Source organism: Hymenobacter terrigena (genome assembly GCF_054776515.1).
In genome coordinates, this window is record NZ_BAAHBU010000002.1 from 1,145,801 (window position 1) to 1,163,045 (window position 17,245).

The 17,245-nt window shown below is 66.8% G+C and carries 15 protein-coding genes; 10 read left to right on the forward strand and 5 right to left on the reverse strand.

The window, feature by feature from the left end; all coding sequences use genetic code 11:
• Nucleotides 1-22: 22 nt before the first annotated feature.
• Nucleotides 23-877, reverse strand: coding sequence for a universal stress protein (locus tag ACYU7Q_RS11670; protein ID WP_460609597.1), 855 nt, complete (start codon nt 875-877; stop codon nt 23-25).
• A 416-nt stretch (nt 878-1,293) separates the two neighbouring features.
• Here ACYU7Q_RS11670 and ACYU7Q_RS11675 point away from each other — a divergent pair, with 416 nt between their 5' ends.
• From ACYU7Q_RS11675 to ACYU7Q_RS11720, 10 genes are all read left to right on the forward strand, one after another.
• The gene (locus tag ACYU7Q_RS11675; RefSeq protein ID WP_460609598.1) at nt 1,294-1,935 is read left to right on the forward strand and encodes a dienelactone hydrolase family protein; all 642 of its coding nucleotides are present in this window, start codon (nt 1,294-1,296) and stop codon (nt 1,933-1,935) included.
• Nucleotides 1,936-1,972: 37 nt separating this feature from the next.
• Nucleotides 1,973-2,608 carry a phosphoribosyltransferase gene (locus tag ACYU7Q_RS11680; RefSeq protein ID WP_460609599.1) on the forward strand — a complete coding sequence of 212 codons (636 nt, stop codon included), beginning with the start codon at nt 1,973-1,975 and terminating at the stop codon, nt 2,606-2,608.
• 258 nt (nt 2,609-2,866) lie between these two features.
• A complete protein-coding gene (locus tag ACYU7Q_RS11685; RefSeq protein WP_460609600.1) occupies nt 2,867-3,283 on the forward strand; it encodes a globin family protein in 417 nt (138 codons plus the stop codon).
• Nucleotides 3,284-3,419: 136 nt separating this feature from the next.
• Complete coding sequence (locus tag ACYU7Q_RS11690; protein ID WP_460609601.1) at nt 3,420-3,638, forward strand: hypothetical protein; 219 nt, start codon at nt 3,420-3,422, stop codon at nt 3,636-3,638.
• A 19-nt stretch (nt 3,639-3,657) separates the two neighbouring features.
• Nucleotides 3,658-4,485, forward strand: coding sequence for a universal stress protein (locus ACYU7Q_RS11695; RefSeq protein WP_460609602.1), 828 nt, complete (start codon nt 3,658-3,660; stop codon nt 4,483-4,485).
• 276 nt (nt 4,486-4,761) lie between these two features.
• A complete protein-coding gene (locus ACYU7Q_RS11700; RefSeq protein ID WP_460609603.1) occupies nt 4,762-6,204 on the forward strand; it encodes a BON domain-containing protein in 1,443 nt (480 codons plus the stop codon).
• Between the two features lie 211 nt (nt 6,205-6,415).
• The gene (locus tag ACYU7Q_RS11705; protein ID WP_460609604.1) at nt 6,416-8,026 is read left to right on the forward strand and encodes a sensor histidine kinase; all 1,611 of its coding nucleotides are present in this window, start codon (nt 6,416-6,418) and stop codon (nt 8,024-8,026) included.
• Entirely contained in the window at nt 8,004-9,056 is a 1,053-nt protein-coding gene (locus ACYU7Q_RS11710; protein WP_460609605.1) for a response regulator, read from the forward strand. Before ACYU7Q_RS11705 ends, ACYU7Q_RS11710 begins: the two co-directional genes overlap by 23 nt.
• A 232-nt stretch (nt 9,057-9,288) precedes the next feature.
• On the forward strand, nt 9,289-10,227 hold the full coding sequence (locus ACYU7Q_RS11715; RefSeq protein ID WP_460609606.1) for a coproporphyrinogen III oxidase: 939 nt from the start codon (nt 9,289-9,291) through the stop codon (nt 10,225-10,227).
• Between the two features lie 54 nt (nt 10,228-10,281).
• Entirely contained in the window at nt 10,282-11,238 is a 957-nt protein-coding gene (locus tag ACYU7Q_RS11720) for a 1-phosphofructokinase family hexose kinase (protein ID WP_460609607.1), read from the forward strand.
• A gap of 30 nt (nt 11,239-11,268) precedes the next feature.
• On the opposite strand, the gene ppsA is transcribed toward ACYU7Q_RS11720, so the two are convergent.
• From ppsA to ACYU7Q_RS11740, 4 genes are read right to left on the reverse strand one after another with little or no spacing between them, the layout of a single operon-like run.
• Nucleotides 11,269-13,821: a phosphoenolpyruvate synthase gene (gene ppsA, locus ACYU7Q_RS11725; protein ID WP_460609608.1), complete on the reverse strand. Its 2,553-nt coding sequence runs from the start codon at nt 13,819-13,821 to the stop codon at nt 11,269-11,271.
• 56 nt (nt 13,822-13,877) lie between these two features.
• A complete protein-coding gene (locus ACYU7Q_RS11730) occupies nt 13,878-14,765 on the reverse strand; it encodes a universal stress protein (protein WP_460609609.1) in 888 nt (295 codons plus the stop codon).
• A 14-nt stretch (nt 14,766-14,779) separates the two neighbouring features.
• Complete coding sequence (locus ACYU7Q_RS11735) at nt 14,780-15,664, reverse strand: universal stress protein (RefSeq protein WP_460609610.1); 885 nt, start codon at nt 15,662-15,664, stop codon at nt 14,780-14,782.
• 52 nt (nt 15,665-15,716) lie between these two features.
• Nucleotides 15,717-17,231: an amidohydrolase family protein gene (locus ACYU7Q_RS11740; protein ID WP_460609611.1), complete on the reverse strand. Its 1,515-nt coding sequence runs from the start codon at nt 17,229-17,231 to the stop codon at nt 15,717-15,719.
• Nucleotides 17,232-17,245: the final 14 nt, after the last annotated feature.

Below are 17,245 nucleotides of genomic sequence, written 5' to 3' on the forward strand. Positions count from 1 at the left end.
TGCTGACAGGGCCCCACGGGCGCTACGCCACGGCGGGCAGCACCAGCACGGGCACCTGGCTGGTGCGCAGCAGCTCCGCCGTCACGTCGTGGTGAAACAGGCTGCCGGGGAAGAAATGGGGCCGGGGCATGACCACGAGCAGGTCGGCGGCCAGCTCATTCACGGCGTGCAGCAGGCCTGCCACCGGGGCCATTTCGCGCAGGTCGTACACGCTGTTGCCGTCCAGCGGCCCAAACAGGCCGGTTTCCTGCACGGCCTGCAGGGCTTCGGCGGCGAGGGAAGGGCCGTGGGCATGGGCCGCGATGTGTACCACCGTGGTGGTGGGCCGCAGCTTGGTTAGCAGCGGGGCCAGGTCCTGGGTGGCGGCGGTCAGGGCCAGGGGCGCGCCATCGGCCGCTACCACCAGGTGGCGAGGAAGCTCTAGCCGGGGCCAGTCCTCGGGCACCAGCAGCACCGGAATGTGGGTGGCCTCCAGGGTCGCGGCCTTATGCGACTGCGTGAGCAAATGCGCAAACCAGGCGTGGGCGTGCGCCCGGCCCAGCACCAGCAGCTGCGGGTAGCGGTGGGCCAGCAGGTGGTGGAGCGCCTCGCCCATCGGGGCTTCCATCAGCTCGGCCTCGGCGGGCACGGGCAGCTCCCGGGCCTCCCGGGCCAGCTCGGTCAGCACGGCCTCACGGCTGGCATGGGGCCGGGCGTGCATCCCGGGCTGGCCGAAGGCTGGTCCCGGGGGGTAATTTGTGGGGCCAAGCTCATGGTCTTCAAAAACATGCAGCAGCAGCACCTGCCCACCCACCAGCTTGGCCAGGCGGGTGGTGTAGGCCAGGGCGACTTCCGCCGCCGCCGAAAAATCGGTCATTACGACGAACGTGGGTTGCATAGGGGCAGGGAAAATGGCTAAGGCCGGCCGGTATTAAAAACCAGATTGCAAGCGGGCAAAAGGCCGATGTGCGGAGCGCTACCGAGGCTGCGCCGGTGCAGCATTGGTGGGCAGCAAGGATGTAAAACTGCACCGGTTTCGGGCGAAAAACCATGATTTACATCAGGTACCAAATGAACCCCCTGTCGGGATTCAATCATCTGATTATCTGTTAATTAATTATTATTAACAAAGCCAGATGGCCATTAATTACGGAGCATGATAAAGCCTTGCTTTTCGGCTGACGCTCGTCATCGTCTTTGGCTCAGACACCGGCTATAATAGGCCCGGCAACCCAAGTTTGACGGTAGCCGCCTGGCTGCCCAAATCTGCCCGCCTGACCGGTCATTTACACCATATAATATTCCGCAGCCGCCATGCTTATGCCCGCCACCAGCTACACCGTTCAGCTCACGCTGCCCGACATCATTCTGCCGGGCCAGCTCGAAGTTCCCAGCCAGGCCACGGGGCTGATAATATTCTCGCACGGCAGCGGCAGCAGCCGGCTGAGCCCGCGCAACCGCTACGTGGCCCGCCACCTGCGCGAGGCCGGCCTGGCCACCCTGCTCTTCGACCTGCTCACCCCGGCCGAGGACGAAACCTACGCCACCCGCTTCGACATCCCCCTACTCACGCAACGCCTGCTGAATGCCACGCACTGGGCCCGCCAGCAGCCGGCCCTGGCCAAGCTGCCGCTGGGCTTGTTTGGGGCCAGCACCGGGGCCGCCTCGGCGCTGGGCGCGGCCGCCGAGCTGGGCCCGCGGGTGCGCGCCGTGGTGGCGCGCGGCGGCCGGCCCGACCTGGTGCTGCCGCTGCTGCCCAGCGTATCGGCCCCCACGCTGCTGCTCGTCGGCGGCAACGATGCCGAAGTCATCGCCCTCAACAAAAAGGCCCATCTGGCCCTGGGGCCGCCCAGCGAGCTGTGCCTCATTCCCGGGGCGGGCCATTTGTTTGAAGAGCCCGGCGCGCTCGAAGCCGTGGCCGCCGCCGCCACGGCCTGGTACCAGCGCTACCTGTAATGTTTTTGCTGACTGCACCCGCTAGCTGCCTTTTGCCATGGAATTTCCGTTTGCCAACCGCCAGGATGCCGCCCGGCAGCTCGCCCGGCAGCTGCTGCACCTGCGCGGGCAGCACGGCGTGGTGCTGGCCGTGCCCCGGGGCGCCCTGCCAATGGGAACCATCATTGCCCAGGCGCTGGGCTGGCCCCTCGATGTGGTGCTGACCAAGAAGCTGGGTCATCCCAACAACGCCGAGTTTGCCATCGGGGCCGTGAGCGAGCACGGCTACGTGCTCAGGCCCGACGTGCAGCTGCCCAGCGCCTACCTCACCAAGCAGGTGGCCGCCATTCAGGCCAATCTGAAGGCCCGCCGGCAGGCCTACCAAGGCCACCACCCGCCGCTGCTCCTGGCGGGCCGCCCCGTGGTGGTAGTGGACGACGGCGTGGCCACGGGCCAGACCCTGTTGGCCACCATTGCGCTGGTGCGGGAGCAGCAGCCGGCCCGGATTATCGTGGCCGTGCCGGTGTCGGCACCCGAAGCGCTCCGGCGCTTGCAGCAGGCCGCCGACGAGGTGGTGTGCTTGCTGGCGCCGCCAGAGTTCAGGGCCGTTGGGCAATACTATCAGGACTTTAGGGAGGTGACCGATGCGGAGGCCCTGGCGGCATTGCACCGGGCCCAGCGCCCGGCCGCCTGAGCTGTCGAGTTCCCATGATTAGAATCAGCCCCCGCGCTTGATTAGCGTCAATTCCCTGGCTTGGGCCAGGGCCTACCTTTGCGCTGAGCACTCACTCCTCTCTGCGGGCGGGAAGCACCGGGCTTCCTGCTCGCAGTTCTGGGAGAGCTGGATACGATGATGTTGGCTGCTGATTTCTGAGGGATTAGCAGTTGTTGATGGGTAGATATCCTGGCCGTTGCCACCGCCCCGACGGACGGCCCCAACCTTTTCCATATCGTGTTAACTTCCTGGCCAATCGAATGCAATACCCCGGCGCAGTGCCGGCGCTTTGTGCGTCAGTTTGCCCATCGGGTGGCGAGCGACCCGCTCCTGAGCCCCGCCTTTCCCGGCCAGCTCCACACGCCGGTCGACTGCGAATACGCGTGGTGGGAGCAGGCCCTGACCGGTAGTCTCTACACCGGCCGGCCGCTGCACCGGGAGGCCACCCCGCCCTTCACGGCCCGGCAAATCGGGCGCTGGTGTACCCTGTTGGAAGAAAGCCTGCACGAAGCATTCGGGGCGGCAGCGGCCACCGAGATAAAGGGCCACGTGCTCAACCTGGCCACCATGCTGGCCCACTGGCAGCTCAGCCAGCAGTGCGCCGCCTCCGAGGAGGAGGGCCGGCCATCGGAAGCGCTAACGACGGCTTGGTAGCAGGCCCACTATTGTTGATTATTAAGGGGCGAAGGCTGACCAGCAAAAAAGCGTGGGCACTGGCGGAGCGAGCCAATTGGCTGGTGCCGCTGCTTCGGTCCCGTGCGGTTGCCTGGCCGTTGTTGACCGTTCAGCCATGCCAGTTTCCATTATCATAAAACCCTATCCAGAGGCCGCCCCACCGGAGCAGTTCGATGCGACAGCAGCGCCGTGGCCTTCCGATGTGCCGCTGCCTTTGCCAGCAGATGCGCCACCGCCTTTGCCCGATGACGTTCCGCCCGACGACACCCTGACCGAGGCCGCCGGCATGGCCCGCAACGACGACGCGCTGGGCCCCTACGCCGGCTCTTTCTAACCTGTTTTCCGTGTCCGCCATGCTGCCCCCTACCCTGCTTGTGCTCCCCGATGTATTTCCTGGCAGTGGCCAGGCCCTGCCGTATGCCGCCGCCCTGGCCGAGGCGCTACAGGCCCGCTTGCTGCTGCTGCACGTGCGGCAGGATGAACTGCTGACGCCCGAAGAACACCCCGGCCTGCACACGCGGCGGCGCGAGCGGCAGTCCCTGGCCGCCCTGCAAACCCTGGCCGGCAAGCAGCCCGTGCCCACCGAAATAGTCAGCATCGAGGAGTTTTTGCCCGAGACGGTGGGCGACGTTGTGCAGCAGCATCAGCCCCTGGCCCTGGTGCTGAACTGCCCCAACGCGGGGACGGTGCCGGCCGAAATCGTGACCGGCACGGCGCTGGATTTGCTGCGGCACATCCACTGCCCGCTGCTGGTGCTGCCGCCCGGCGGCGCGGCGGCGTTTGTGCCGCATCGCCTGGCGCTGGCCGTCGATGGCCACGATTTTACCCTGCCCGACTACCCGCGCCTCGTGCCGCTGCTGCTGACCCGGCCCGGCGCCGCCCTCGACATCGTGTACGTGACGGACCAGAAAGACCCAGGCGCGGAAACCGGGCACCGGGCACTGCGCACGGTGCGCCACAGCGGCCTGGCCACCGTGCCGGAAGGCACCTGGACCCGCATTATTTACAACCCGGACACTACGCAGGGCATTTTGCAGGGAGCCGCCGAGCGGGAGGCCGACCTGCTGGTGGTAGTGGCCCGGCACCATAGCCTGTTGGGCAGCCTGTTTCACCGCAGCGTCACGGGCCAGCTGATTGATGCCCGGGCCATGCCGCTGCTGCTGGTGCCGGCCTTGGGCTGAAGATGCAGCAGCGCCGGTGAAGGCCGCGCCTTGGGCCGCCCGCCAAAGAAACCGGCCGGCTTTAGCCCTCATTTTCAATGACCTGAATCAGGCATCGGGCTGACCGGCGTCATGCGTTAGCGGCTGATTTGCAGGTAATTTCAACCGTGTTTCGGGAATGGTTTTGGGGCGCTGTGCGCAGCCACGGGCCGTTGCTTTATCGGGACCAGTGCCGGCGGTGGCCGCTTCCCGGGCAGCAGGTTTTTACTCTTTTCCTCACCTTTTTTCTCTTCCACCATGAGCATCCTGGCAACTCCTACCCCCAAACAACTGCTGGCCGACCACGACATCACGGCCGCCATCGAGCGCCTCTACAGCCGGCGGCAGGGCGTGTCCGCCACCTGGATTGACGTGAGCACTGCCGAGGGCATTGTCACCCTCAAGGGCTTCACCGACAACCTGCTGTCCCTTGACCGGGCCGAGGAAATTGCCAAGCTGGTGCGCGGGGTGCGCGGCGTGGTCAACGAGTTGGAAATCCGCACGGCGGAAGTGCCCGACGCCCAGCTGCTCGCCGACATCAAGCAGGCGCTGGCCACCAATGCCGCCACCCACGACTGCCCCATCGACTGCCAGGCCACGGCCGGCGAAGTGGAGGTGCGCGGCACGGTGCGCAGCTGGGCCGAGCGCCAGCAGGTGCTGCGCGTGGTGAAGGGCGTGCGGGGCATCCGCCGCCTCACCGACCGCCTTGCCTACGCGCCGGCCATCACGCCCCGGCCCGATGAGGAAATGGCCGCCTCCATCCGCGAGCTGCTGCGCTGGAACGTGCGCGTACACGCCGGCCTGGTGAACGTGCACGTGGAGCAAGGCGTGGTGAAGCTGAGCGGCGTGGTGGGCAGCGCCCTGGAGCGTAGCGAAGTCATTGCCATTGCCTGGAGCGCCGGGGCCGCGAAAGCCGTGGATAGCAAGGACCTGCGCGTGGAGCCCTGGGTGCCCGCCGACGACCTGCGGCAGGACAAGTACGCCTACCATTCGGAAACCGAGATTGCGCAGGCCGTGCGCGACGCCTTCGTGTACGACGCCCGGGTATTTTCCTTCGAGCCCATGGTGAGCGTGCAGGGCAGCACCGTGACCCTGACCGGCACCGTGAGCAGCTTGGCCGCCAAGCGCGCCGCCGAGCAGGACGCCCGCAACGTGGTGGGCGTGAGCTGGGTGAACAACCGCTTGAAGGTGCGGCCCGCCGGCCCCCTCGGGGATGATGCCCTGCAACGCAACGTGCAGGCGGCCCTCACCCACGACCCCTACGTGGGCCGCTACCCCCTCACGGCGCAGGCCCACAACAGCACCATCAGCCTGAACGGCAACGTGCCCACGCACTTCGAGGCCGCGCACGCCGAGCAGGTGGCGGCAGGCATCAGCGGGGTGGTGCAGGTGGATAACTACCTGCACGTGAACGCCAATACCCCGGCCTGGCTGGGGCGCAGCCAGAACGGCCTGCTGGCCCACGCCGTCAACCTCGACCAGGCCATTGAGCAGGCTATCCGGCAGGAATTGTATTGGAACGCCTTCCTGCACGACCAGAACGTGCAGGTGAGCGTGAAAAACGGCCAGGCCACGCTGCGCGGCACCGTCGAGAACTGGCACCAAGCCCAGCTGGCTATTCACGCGGCCCTGGCCGGCGGCGCCAGCAGCATCAACAACCGCCTGCGCACGACCAGCGAAGCCGGCTTCAATGGCTATTAACCCACCCGCTCATTTCGATGAGCTATAAAACTCCTCCTTACCCTTCGCCGGCCGACAGGGATTTCAACCGGTTCAGCCGATATTTTTTTTAGCGCGGCGAGGGCGGCGGTACTACCCGGCGGCCCCAGCCAAGAACTAAGCTGAGCTTTATTGCATTACTAATATATTTATGATTATTGCAGAAACGTAAGGCTCCCGCCTGCATCTGCATATGCCGGCCAAATTATACCGTAATCCGCTGACGGACATCCTCTTTGAGCAAAGCAAGGAGTTTGTGGGGCTGTACCATGTCGAACAGGGGTGGTTCACGCACGTCAACACGGCGGGCTACCGCTTGTTGGGCTACCCTTCGGCCCAGGCCTTCTACGACGAGCCGGCGCGCACCCTGCACGCCCAACACCTGACCCCGGCCGAGTGGACCGCGCTCCGCGACCGGGTGCTGCATGAGGGCTCCCACGAGTTTGAGGCCGAACTGCGCCGGCAATCGGGCGAGCTGTTTTGGGCCAGGGTCGAGCTTACCTGCCTCACGGTAGAGCAGCAGACGTATTTTCTCGTGCGCCTCACCGACACCACGCCCCTGCACGTGGCCGAGCACCGGCTGGCCGAAAGCACGAACCGCTTCGAGGCCGTGGTAAGCCACGCCACCATCGGGATTGTGATGTGCAACCGGGCCGGCGACGTTGTGCTGGCCAACAACAAAGCAAAAGAACTATTTGGCTATCAGAACGATGACATGGTGCATCAGCGCATTGAAGCGCTGGTACCCAAAGCCGCGGCCTACTACCACGAGCAGCTGCGCGAATCGTTCGACGCCCGCCCCGAAATGCGAGGCTTGGGCCAGAACCGCACCCTGCTGGCCCGCCGCCGGGACGGCTCCGAATTCCCCGTGGAAGTTAGCCTGAGCTTTTTTCGGCTCGATGGGGAGCTCTTCATCGTGGCCTACGTCATCGACATCACCTTCAAGCGAGAGGCCGAGCGGGAGCTGCGCGCCCAGCACCAGCGCATTGCCCGCCTCAACGCCGAGCTGGAGCAGAAGGTGGCCGAGCGCACGCACACCCTGGCCGATACGCTGCGCCAGCTGGAACAGCGCACCCGCGAGCTGGCCCAGGCCCTGGCCCTGGAGCAGGAGCTGGGCGAGCTCAAGACGCGCTTCGTGGCCATGGCCTCGCACGAGTTCCGCACGCCGCTCACGGCCGTGCTAACCTCGGTGGCGCTGCTCGAAAAGTACGCCGGCCCCGAGCAGCAGGACAAGCGCCAGCGCCATTACGACCGCATCCGAACGTCGGTGATGCACCTGACCGATATTCTGGAAGAGTTTCTGTCGGTGGGCAAGATTGAGGAAGGCCGCCTGGAAGCGCACCCCGGTCGGCTGGAGCTGGCCCCGCTGGTCCACGAAACCGTGGCCGAAGTAGAGGGCCTGCGCAAGCCCGGCCAGCACATCGTCTTGCAGCTGCCGCCCCTGCCGCCGCTGTGGCAGGATGCGTCGCTGCTGCGCAAAGTGCTGGTCAACCTGCTGTCCAATGCCCTGAAGTACTCCCACGAAAACACCACCGTCACCGTGCGGGCCACCAGCCAGGACCACGCGCTCCGCCTCGTGGTGCAGGACGAGGGCATGGGCATTTCAGCCGACGACCAGGCGCGGTTGTTCCAGCGGTTTTACCGGGCCCGCAACGCGGCCAATACGCCCGGCACGGGCTTGGGCCTCTACATCGTGGCCCGCTACGTGGAGCTGATGGGCGGCAGCATCTCCCTACAGAGCGAGCTGAACGTGGGCACCACCGTCACCATCACCCTGCCCTATGAAAACCATCCTGCTGATTGAGGACAACGACGTCATCCGCGAAAACACGGCCGAGATTCTGCAGCTGGCCGGCTACGCCGTGCACACGGCCGAAAACGGCAAAGTGGGCGTGGAAAAAGCCCTGGCCACCCCGCCCGATTTGGTGGTCTGCGACATCATGATGCCCGTGCTCGACGGCTACGGCGTGCTGCACATCTTCGCCCAGCACCCGCAGCTGGCCGGCGTGCCCTTCATCTTCCTCACCGCCAAAACCGAGCGCGCCGACCTGCGCCGCGGCATGGAGCTCGGCGCCGACGACTACCTGACCAAGCCCTTTGAGGAAACCGAGCTGCTGAGCGCCATCAGCAGCCGCCTCAACCGCTTCGGCAAGCTCCAGACCGCCCACGACCCACGCGCCCCCGACGGCCCGGGCAACCTCCTGGACGGTGCCACGGCCCTGGGCAACCTGCACAGCCTCACCCTGGACCGCCGCCCGCACGCGCTGCGCAAAAAGCAGGTGCTCTATGCCGAGGACGAGGAAGCCACGCGGCTGTATTTCGTGGAGAGCGGCCGCGTGAAAACCGTGCGCCGCACCCCCGGCGGCAAGGAACTGATAACGGGCGTGTATGGCCCCGGCGAGTTCTTCGGCTACCTGCCCCTGCTTCAGCAGCGGCCGCACAACGACTCGGCCGTGGTGCTCGATGATGCCCAGGTGCTCTACATTCCGCAGAAGGATTTCGAGCTGCTGCTGCATTCGCATCCCGAAGTGGGGCAGCAGGTTATTCGGCTGCTGGCCGGGCAGGTCGAGGAGCGGGAACAGCAGCTGCTGGGCATGGCCTACGACTCGTTGCGCCGCCGCGTGGCCCGCACGCTGCTGCGCCTGCAGGAACAGGCCGGCGACGACCCGCCCACCATCCGGTTCTCGCGCGATGACCTGGCCGCCCTGGTGGGCACCACTCCGGAGTCGCTCATTCGCACGCTGAGCGAGTTTAAGCAGGACGGGCTGATTGAGCTCACGCCCAAAAGCATTCACTTGCTCCAGCCCGAAAAACTGCACGCGCCCAACTGGTAGCGGTTTGCAATTGATAGCGGCTTGAGCCGAAGCGAACCTGACGCGAATCAGCCAGTAAGGTGATACGCATCAGAGTGGTATTCCTGAATAAGCAGGAGTTTTGCCCAGTTGTCAGCCCGGTTTGCCAGGGGCGACGGCTGCCAGGGCTGGTTCGCCCGCCACGCCCCCGGTTTGCCGGGCGTGGCGGGGCTTATCAGCCGTTTCTGTTATCGTTTAAGTGCATTGCGTAGCCATGAAACATGAGGTCCTTTCGTCGACGGCTTTTATGCCGCGCCCGGGAGTTGAGCAGTGGATGCGGCAGTTTCAGGATTGGCTGTGCCACCGGCTGGGGATGGCGGATGGCGGCAGCAAGTTTGTGCACAACGAATGGACGCACCCCGGCGGGGGCGGGGGCATCATGTGCGCCCTCCAGCACGGGGCCGTGCTGGAAAAAGCGGGCGTATCTTTTTCGGCCGTGTGGGACCAGATGAGCGAGCCGATGGCCCGCCAGCTCCAGGTAAAAGACCGGCGCTACTACACCGCCGACGTGAACGTGGGCCTGCACCCGCACAGCCCCATGGTGCCCATCTCGCATTTCAACGTGCGGTACTTTGAGTCTGGTGCGGGCGAGGCCTGGTTTGCCGGCAGCCTGGACTTGACGCCGGTTTACGTGGACGTGGCGCAGGCCCGCTGGTTTCACGAGCAGATTCAGGCCGTGTGCCACCGCCACGATGCGGCCTACTACCCGCGCTTCAAGGCCGGGGCCGATGCGCATTTCTTCCTGCCGCACCGCGGCGAAACCCGGGGCGTGGGCGGCCTTTTCTTCGAGCAGCTGATGGTGGGGCGCGATGGCCTGTTTGAGGAGCTGCTGGCGTTTGTGCAGGACGTGGGCGAGGTGTTCGGCCGCACCTACGGCACGCTCATGCGCCAGAACGCTCACCTGCCCTACTCCGAGCCCGAGAAGCGCTGGCAGCAGCAGCGCCGCGCCCGCTGCGCCGAATTCAACCTGACCGTGGACCAGCCCAGCCGCTTCGAGCTGGCCGCCCACGGCCCGCAGCAGTTCGCCCTGGGCCTGCCCCCGCGCGCCGAGTGGCACCATGCCCCCGCCCCCGCCCCCGGTTCGCCCGAAGCCCGGACCCAGCAGTGGCTGCGCCCCGGCGTGGACTGGCTAACGCCCACCACTTCGGCCTGAGCGCCCCCCTTCGCGCAGTACCTGCCTTGCTTCGTATCAATCCCCACCCGCCGCATGACCTTAGTAGCTACCCTCACGCTGAACCCGGCCCTGGACACGAGCACCTCCGTGGCGGGCATCGTGCCCGACCAGAAACTGCACTGCGCCGTCCCCAAAACCGAAGCGGGCGGTGGCGGCATCAACGTGTCGCGGGGGCTGCACCGGCTGGGCACGCCGTCGGTGGCGGTGTATCCGGCCGGCGGGCACACCGGGGCGCTGCTGGAAGCGCTGCTCACGGCCGAAGGCATTGCGTCCTGCGTGATTCCGACCCTAAGCGCGGTGCGCGAAAATTTTGTGGTGGTAGATACCATCACCCACCAGCAGTACCGCTTTGGAATGCCCGGCGCGCCCCTCACGCCCGATGAGCAGGGCCAGGTACTGGACGCGCTGCACCGGCTGACACCCCTGCCCGACTTTGTGGTGCTGAGCGGCAGCCTGCCGCCCGGTGTGCCACCCGCGTTTCTGGCCCAAGTGGCCCGGCAGTCCCGCGCGGCCGGCAGCAAGGTAGTGGCCGATACGACCGGGCCGGCCATGCTGGCCGTTATCGAGGCCGGGGCCTACCTCATCAAGCCCAACCTGGGCGAGCTAAGCCAGATGGCCGGCGTGCCCGAGTTGGACAACGCCGGCGTGGTGGCCACTGCCCGGCAGCTCATCGGGGCGGGCCGCTGCGAAATCGTGGTGGTGTCGATGGGCCCACAGGGGGCCTGCCTCGTCAGCCGCGACCAGGAAGACCACATTGCAGCCCCAATCGTGAAGCGGCGCAGCACCGTGGGCGCCGGCGACAGCATGGTGGCCGGCATTGTGCACGCGCTGGTGCACGGGCAGCCCCTGCGCGAGGCGGTGCGCCTGGGCGTGGCCTGCGGCACGGCCGCCACCATGAACCCCGGCACCGAGCTGTTTCACCCCGCCGATGTGGAAAAGCTCTATCGCTGCCTGTTGCAAGCCATGCCCGCGCCGCACGCCGCTGCCTGAGCGGCTGGCTTCGGCCGCCGCGCCCCTGGTCTACGGGTACTCGTCGGCCACCACTTCCTCGGCTTTCACCATGTTCGCCAAGCCTTCGAGCAGGGCGTCCGGCGTAAAGGAAATGCTGTCGATGCCCTGCTCGACCAGGAACCGGGCAAACGCTGGGTAGTCGCTCGGGGCCTGGCCGCAGAGGCCGATGGGCCGCCCGTGCGCTTTGGCCGCGTGGATAACCTGCGCCAGCAAGCGCGTCACGGCCTCGTTGCGCTCATCTAAGAGCCCACTCACGATGGCCGAATCCCGGTCGAGCCCCAGGGTTAGCTGCGTTAAGTCATTGGAACCGATGGAGAAGCCGTCGAACACCGCGGCGAATTCGTCGGCCAGAATGACGTTGCTCGGAATTTCGGCCATCACGTAGATTTCGAGGTTGTCGACGCCCTGGCGCAGGCCGAAATCGGCCATCAGGGCCACCACGCGCTGCCCTTCTTCCACGGTGCGGCAGAAAGGAATCATGGCCTTGATGTTGGTCAGGCCCATGTCGTGACGCACGCGCTTCAGGGCCTCGCACTCCAGCCGAAACCCCTCGCGGTACTGCGGGCTGTAGTAGCGCGACGCGCCCCGGAAGCCCAGCATGGGGTTTTCCTCGGCGGGCTCGAACTGCTTTCCGCCCAGCAGGTTGGCATACTCATTTGTTTTGAAGTCGCTCATCCGCACAATGACTTCGCGCGGATAAAAGGCCGCCGCCACGAAGCCCAGCGCCTGCGCCAGCTGCTCGATGAAATACTCGGGTTTGCTGGGATAATTGGCCGTCAGGGCTGTGATTTCCTCGCGGGCTTTCGCATCGGTCAGCTGGTCGAACGCGACCAGCGCCATGGGATGCACCCGAATGGCGCTGCTGATGATGAATTCCATGCGCAGCAGGCCCACGCCCTGGCTGGGGTAGCGCGCCAGCGAAAGGGCCCGGTCGGGGTCGGCGAGGATGAGCAGGGGCTTGGTGTGGGGCTGGGCGAGGTGTTCCAGGTCGATTTCGCTTTCTTCCCAAGCCAGCGCGCCTTCGTAGATGTGGCCTTCGTCGCCCTCGGCGCACGACACGGTGATGCGCTGCCCGTCCCGGATTTTCTGCGTCGCATCGAGGGTGCCCACCACGGCCGACAGGCCCAGCTCGCGCGCCACAATGGCCGCGTGGCTGGTGCGCCCGCCCTGGTTGGTGACGATGACGGACGCCTTGCGCAGCACCGCGTTCCAGTCCGGGCTGGTGCTGTTCGTGACCAGAATTTCGCCCGCCTGTAGCTGGTGCCCATCGGCCGGCGAGGCGATGAGGCGCGCCACGCCCGACACAATCTGGCTGCCCACGGCCTTGCCGGTGGCCAGCAGCGGGCCTTTTTCAGTGAGGTGGTACTCGTGCAGGCGCAGTGCCCGGCGGCCGTGGTGAATGGTTTCGGGCCGGGCCTGCACGATGAACAGGCCGTTGGTAAGGCCGTCCTTGGCCCATTCAATATCCATGGGCATGCCGTAGTGCTCCTCAATCAGCAGGCACCAGCGGCCCAGCTGCTCGGCTTCGGCATCGGTGAGCACGAACTGGACGCGGCGTTCGGCCGGGGTGTCCGTGTTTTTGATGCCGACCGCGCCCGCGGCGAGGCTGGTGGCGTAGCGCATGGTTTTGGCCTTGTCGCCCAGCTTTTTGCGCACCAGGGCGCGCTTGCCGGCGCGCAGGGCGGGCTTGAAGAGGTAAAACTCGTCGGGGTTCACGGCGCCCTGCACCACGTTTTCGCCCAGGCCCCAGCTGCCGGTGAGGTACACCAGGTTTTCGTGCCCGGTTTCGGGCTCGATGGTAAAGGCCACGCCGGCCGAAGCCAAATCGGACCGCACCATGGTTTGCACGCCCACCGAAAGCGCCACCTTCATGTGGTCGAACCCGTTCTGCACGCGGTACTTAATGGCGCGGTCGTTGAACAGCGACACGTAGCATTTCCGGCAGGCGTCGAGCACGGCCTCGGGGCTGCGCACGTCCAGAAACGAGTCGTGCTGCCCGGCAAAGCTGGCCGTCGGCAGGTCCTCGGCGGTGGCGCTGCTGCGCACCGCCACCTGAATTTCGTGCTCGTAGCCGTCCACGAGTTGCTGGTAGGCGTCTTCAATGGCCGTGGCTACGGGCGCGGGCAGCGGGGCCGCGCTCAGCAGCGCCCGCGCCTGGCTGCCGATTTCGGGCAGATTGGTGAATTCCTGGGTATCGAGCTGCGCCAGCAGGGCCGTGAGGGGCGCGCGCAAGTGGTTCTCATCCAGAAGCAACCAGTACGCCGCCGCCGTGGTGGCAAACCCATTCGGCACGCTGATGCCCTTGGCCGTGAGGTGGTTGAACAGCTCGCCCAGAGAAGCATTCTTGCCGCCCACCAGCGCCACTTTGTCGTTGGTCAACTCCTGAAAAAACAGTGCGAATGGTGCTGGTGCCATGATAAGGAGGGAAAACAGGATGTTAGAAAAATGCCCGGGCGCGCCATGCACGGCGCAAAGCGGCCCACCTGCATTGCAGCGGAGTTTCTCGTTGCCAATGGTGTCGCGGATGCAGCCGATGCGGCCCAGCTCGGTGTGCTCGCCCACGGCCGTGAGCGTACGCCAGGCGCTGCCCGAAGCGGCGCTGGTGCCCGCCGGGCCCGCTACGCCTCGGCGGCATCTGAGGCAACCGACTTATTCTGCGGCACTGCGGCGGCGGTGGGCAGCACCAGCACCGGCACGGGGCATTGCTCCACCAGCCGGGCTATGATGCTGCGATGAAACAAGTCGCTCATGAAGCTGCGCTCGCGGGCCAGCGTAATGACCAGGTCAGCACCTACTTCCTGCGTGGCGGTGAGCACGCCCTCGGCGTAGTCGCTGTCGAGATAGCCGCGCAGCTCGGGGCTGGTAAAGTCGACCAGGCCACTGGCCCGCACGGCCCGCAGGGCAATCGCGCAGCCATCATCGTCCACCACCCCGTCCGATACGTGGGCCACCACCACGCCCCCCGTCCCGAGCTGGGCCAGCAAGGGGCGCAGGGCCTGCGCGGCCGGCCCAAGAACGAAAGGTTCGCGGTCGGCCGCAATCAGGAAGCGGTGCGGCGGCTGATTGGTGGGCGCGGTGGTGGGCACGGCCAGTACCGGGTAGTGGCCGGCGCGCAGCAGCTCGGCGCACAGGGCCGTCATGCCCGCGTAGTCGGGGTGGTCGGCATCGGGCTGGCCCAGCACGAACAGGGCCGGGGTATAGCGAGTGGCCAGCTCGCGGGCAATGTCGGGGAGCAGGTCGGTGGCTATTTCCACGGTGGCGGGCACGTGCAGGCTCCGCGCAAGGTGATGCAGGGCAACCACGGTATCGGACTGGCCGGCCAGCTCCTGGCGGTGGTACTTCTCCCCCACCGCGCCCACCAGCTCGTAGGGGTCGAGCAGCGACGCCCGGTTGACGTGCAGCAGCACCAGCTGGGCATGCACGGCCTGCGCCAGCTTATCGGCGTAGTGGATGGCGTGCCGGGCGGGCTCGTAGAAACCGGACAGGACAATGAGCGTGAGGGGCATAATGAAAGCGGATTTTAGTGAGTGACCGGGATGAAGGCCCGCGTCTCGACCAAGTCAGCAACCGGGGCCGGAATGTGGGCCGAGAGCAGCAGCACCGGCACCTGCGTATGCCGCAGCACGTAGTCGATAACGCTACCGAGAAAGGCCTTGTGCGCCCAGCCGTGGCCCTGGTCGAGCAGGGCCACCAGGTCGGCCTCCAGGTCGTGCACGGCTTCCAGAATGCCCGAGCCGGGCTCCTCGCCCACTACTTTGTGCAGGCCGCAGCCGGCCATGCCGGCGGCCAGGCCGCTATGCTGCGCGGAGCGGAGGCCATCCCAGCCGCCGGGGCTGTCGGCTTCCGGCAGCACGGTGACGGCCACCACGTCCAGGTCCAGCCCGTCGAGCAGGGGCGCAACGGCCCGGGCGGCCGGGACCAGCCGGAAGGGCCGGTCTTCCACGGCCAAGGCCAGGCGGCGGGGCCGGTGCAGGGCGGTATCGGGCAGGTGCTCCGGCACGAGCAACAGCGGGCAGCCCGTTTGGTGCGGTAGCGGCGCGGCGCGGTTGCTGAACCACTCGTCGAGAAAGCCATTGGTGGCCGTGAGCCCGGCCACGATGAGCATGGGCTGATATTTTTCGAGGGCCTGCGCAATGGCACCGGGCCAGTCAGATTCCAGCACCTCGGCGGTGGTGGGCACGGGCATGGTTTCGGCCACGTGCCGGAGGCAGCGGCAGGTTTCGGGCACGTACTCCTTATCCTTGGCAGGCAGCACCAGACCGAATTCCGTGACGACGGGCACCGGCAGAAATACGTGCACCAGGTGGAGCTCGGCATCCAACGGGGCGGCCAGCACCGCGGCGTAGGCGCGGGCCCGCTCGGCGGCGAGCGAGAAGTCAGTCAGCACAACAATGTTGGGGACCATGGCAGACAATCAGCTAAAAGTGAGACAATAACAAGTGGCAGCGCGGCGCGGCTTAGCGAATGGCCGTAGCGGCGTGAGCGGCCACGGCCTGCCGGGCGGCTTCCTTCTCGGCTTCGGCAGCCAGGCCGGCCAGGGCGGGTAGGGTGAACAGGTGGCCGCGCAGCACCACCGCCTGAATCAGGCGCAGGTTGTGGATATCGTCGAGCGGATTGGCGTTGAGCAGCACCACATCGGCCACGTAGGCGGGGTGGATGCGGCCCGTATCAAAGCCGTGGCCGGTGGCCATGGCGGGGTTCACGGTGCCGGCGCGCAGAGCTTCGGCTGGCGTGAGGCCACTGGCCACTAAGCGCTCCAGCTCATCGTGCAAGCTGCCGCCATAAAAGAGGTTGGGCGTGCTGGACCCGGCATCGGACCCCGCCACCAGGCGCACGCCCAGCCGCCCAAACGTGGCCACCATGCTGCGCTGCAACGAGTCGGCCACCCGAATTTTGGCCAGCTTGCTGGCCGACAGGCGCGGCCGGTCGTGGGTGGCCTGCGCCCACTGCTGGCGCACGCTGGCCGGCACCGAACGAAAGCGGGGGTCTTCCGGGTCAGGGTCGTGCCGCAGGTCGAAGTCGTGCGCCACCAGCCCGGGCATCACGGCGGTGCGGGCCTGCCCCAGGGCCTGGGCCAGCGCCGTGCAGCGGCTGGGGCTGAAGCTGCCCACGATGTCCTGCTGCTGGGCTTTGATGCAGGCTTGCAGCGTGGGCAGGGGCCGGGGGCCGGCCAGGGCCGTGGCCCGCGCCGCCGCCAATTCAGCCTCATGGCCGGAGCAGCCCAGCAGCAGCTTGTCGGTGTGCTCAATGCTGCGCTGGCCGGCCGCGATGGCATCGAGCACCGGCACGGCCTCGGGCACGGCGCCGGCCAGGTGCACCCGCCCCAGGCGGGCGGCGGTGGCTATTCCCCCAAAGGCCTCAGCGGACAGGTACGGGCCGGCTTGCAGGTTGCACCAACCCGCCCGGATAAGGGATTCGGCCTGGGCCCGGCCCTCGGCGCGGGTGGCCGTGAGGCTCAGGCCGGTGCTGGCATCGGCCGAGCCGTCGAGTACGGGGCCGGCCAGCTCAATGCGCGGCCCCACCAGCTCGCCGGTTTCCAGGGCCTGGTGGGTGTGCAGCAGGTCGGCGAGGGGCCGGGCCGCGCTCACGTCGCGGATGGTGGTGATGCCGTGGGCCACGTACAGCGGCAGGGCCAACCGCTCGTCGGCGGCCGAGGCCAGGGCGTGGGTGTGAAAGTCCCAGAGGCCGGGTATCAGGTATTTGCCGGTGCCGTCGAGGGTGGGCACGCCCCGGCCGGCGGGTAGCCACTGGCCCACCGACACAATGAAGCCATCGCGCAGCACCACGTTGCGGCTGGGCTCGATTTCGCCCAAATCAACGTCCACCACGTTCACGTTGGTAATCACCAGCTCATCAACCGGCGGAGGCGTGATGACCGGCGGAATGATGACGACCACCGGACGCTGCCCGGCGGCCAGGTGCCCCCAGAAGCTCAGCCCCAGCAGCAACCCCAGAAAAAGACGCGGTTTCATGGCCGGATACAGGT

Bases quoted from the DNA above. Each gene is read 5' to 3' on its own strand.
- ACYU7Q_RS11680 (WP_460609599.1), top strand. From the start codon at position 1,973: ATGGAATTTCCGTTTGCCAACCGCCAGGATGCCGCCCGGCAGCTCGCC.
- ACYU7Q_RS11740 (WP_460609611.1), bottom strand. From the start codon at position 17,231: ATGAAACCGCGTCTTTTTCTGGGGTTGCTGCTGGGGCTGAGCTTCTGG.
- ACYU7Q_RS11695 (WP_460609602.1), top strand. From the start codon at position 3,658: ATGCTGCCCCCTACCCTGCTTGTGCTCCCCGATGTATTTCCTGGCAGT.
- ACYU7Q_RS11710 (WP_460609605.1), top strand. From the start codon at position 8,004: ATGAAAACCATCCTGCTGATTGAGGACAACGACGTCATCCGCGAAAAC.
- ACYU7Q_RS11670 (WP_460609597.1), bottom strand. From the start codon at position 877: ATGCAACCCACGTTCGTCGTAATGACCGATTTTTCGGCGGCGGCGGAA.
- ACYU7Q_RS11705 (WP_460609604.1), top strand. From the start codon at position 6,416: ATGCCGGCCAAATTATACCGTAATCCGCTGACGGACATCCTCTTTGAG.
- ACYU7Q_RS11700 (WP_460609603.1), top strand. From the start codon at position 4,762: ATGAGCATCCTGGCAACTCCTACCCCCAAACAACTGCTGGCCGACCAC.
- ACYU7Q_RS11690 (WP_460609601.1), top strand. From the start codon at position 3,420: ATGCCAGTTTCCATTATCATAAAACCCTATCCAGAGGCCGCCCCACCG.
- ACYU7Q_RS11715 (WP_460609606.1), top strand. From the start codon at position 9,289: ATGAAACATGAGGTCCTTTCGTCGACGGCTTTTATGCCGCGCCCGGGA.
- ACYU7Q_RS11675 (WP_460609598.1), top strand. From the start codon at position 1,294: ATGCTTATGCCCGCCACCAGCTACACCGTTCAGCTCACGCTGCCCGAC.
- ACYU7Q_RS11730 (WP_460609609.1), bottom strand. From the start codon at position 14,765: ATGCCCCTCACGCTCATTGTCCTGTCCGGTTTCTACGAGCCCGCCCGG.
- ACYU7Q_RS11735 (WP_460609610.1), bottom strand. From the start codon at position 15,664: ATGGTCCCCAACATTGTTGTGCTGACTGACTTCTCGCTCGCCGCCGAG.
- ACYU7Q_RS11720 (WP_460609607.1), top strand. From the start codon at position 10,282: ATGACCTTAGTAGCTACCCTCACGCTGAACCCGGCCCTGGACACGAGC.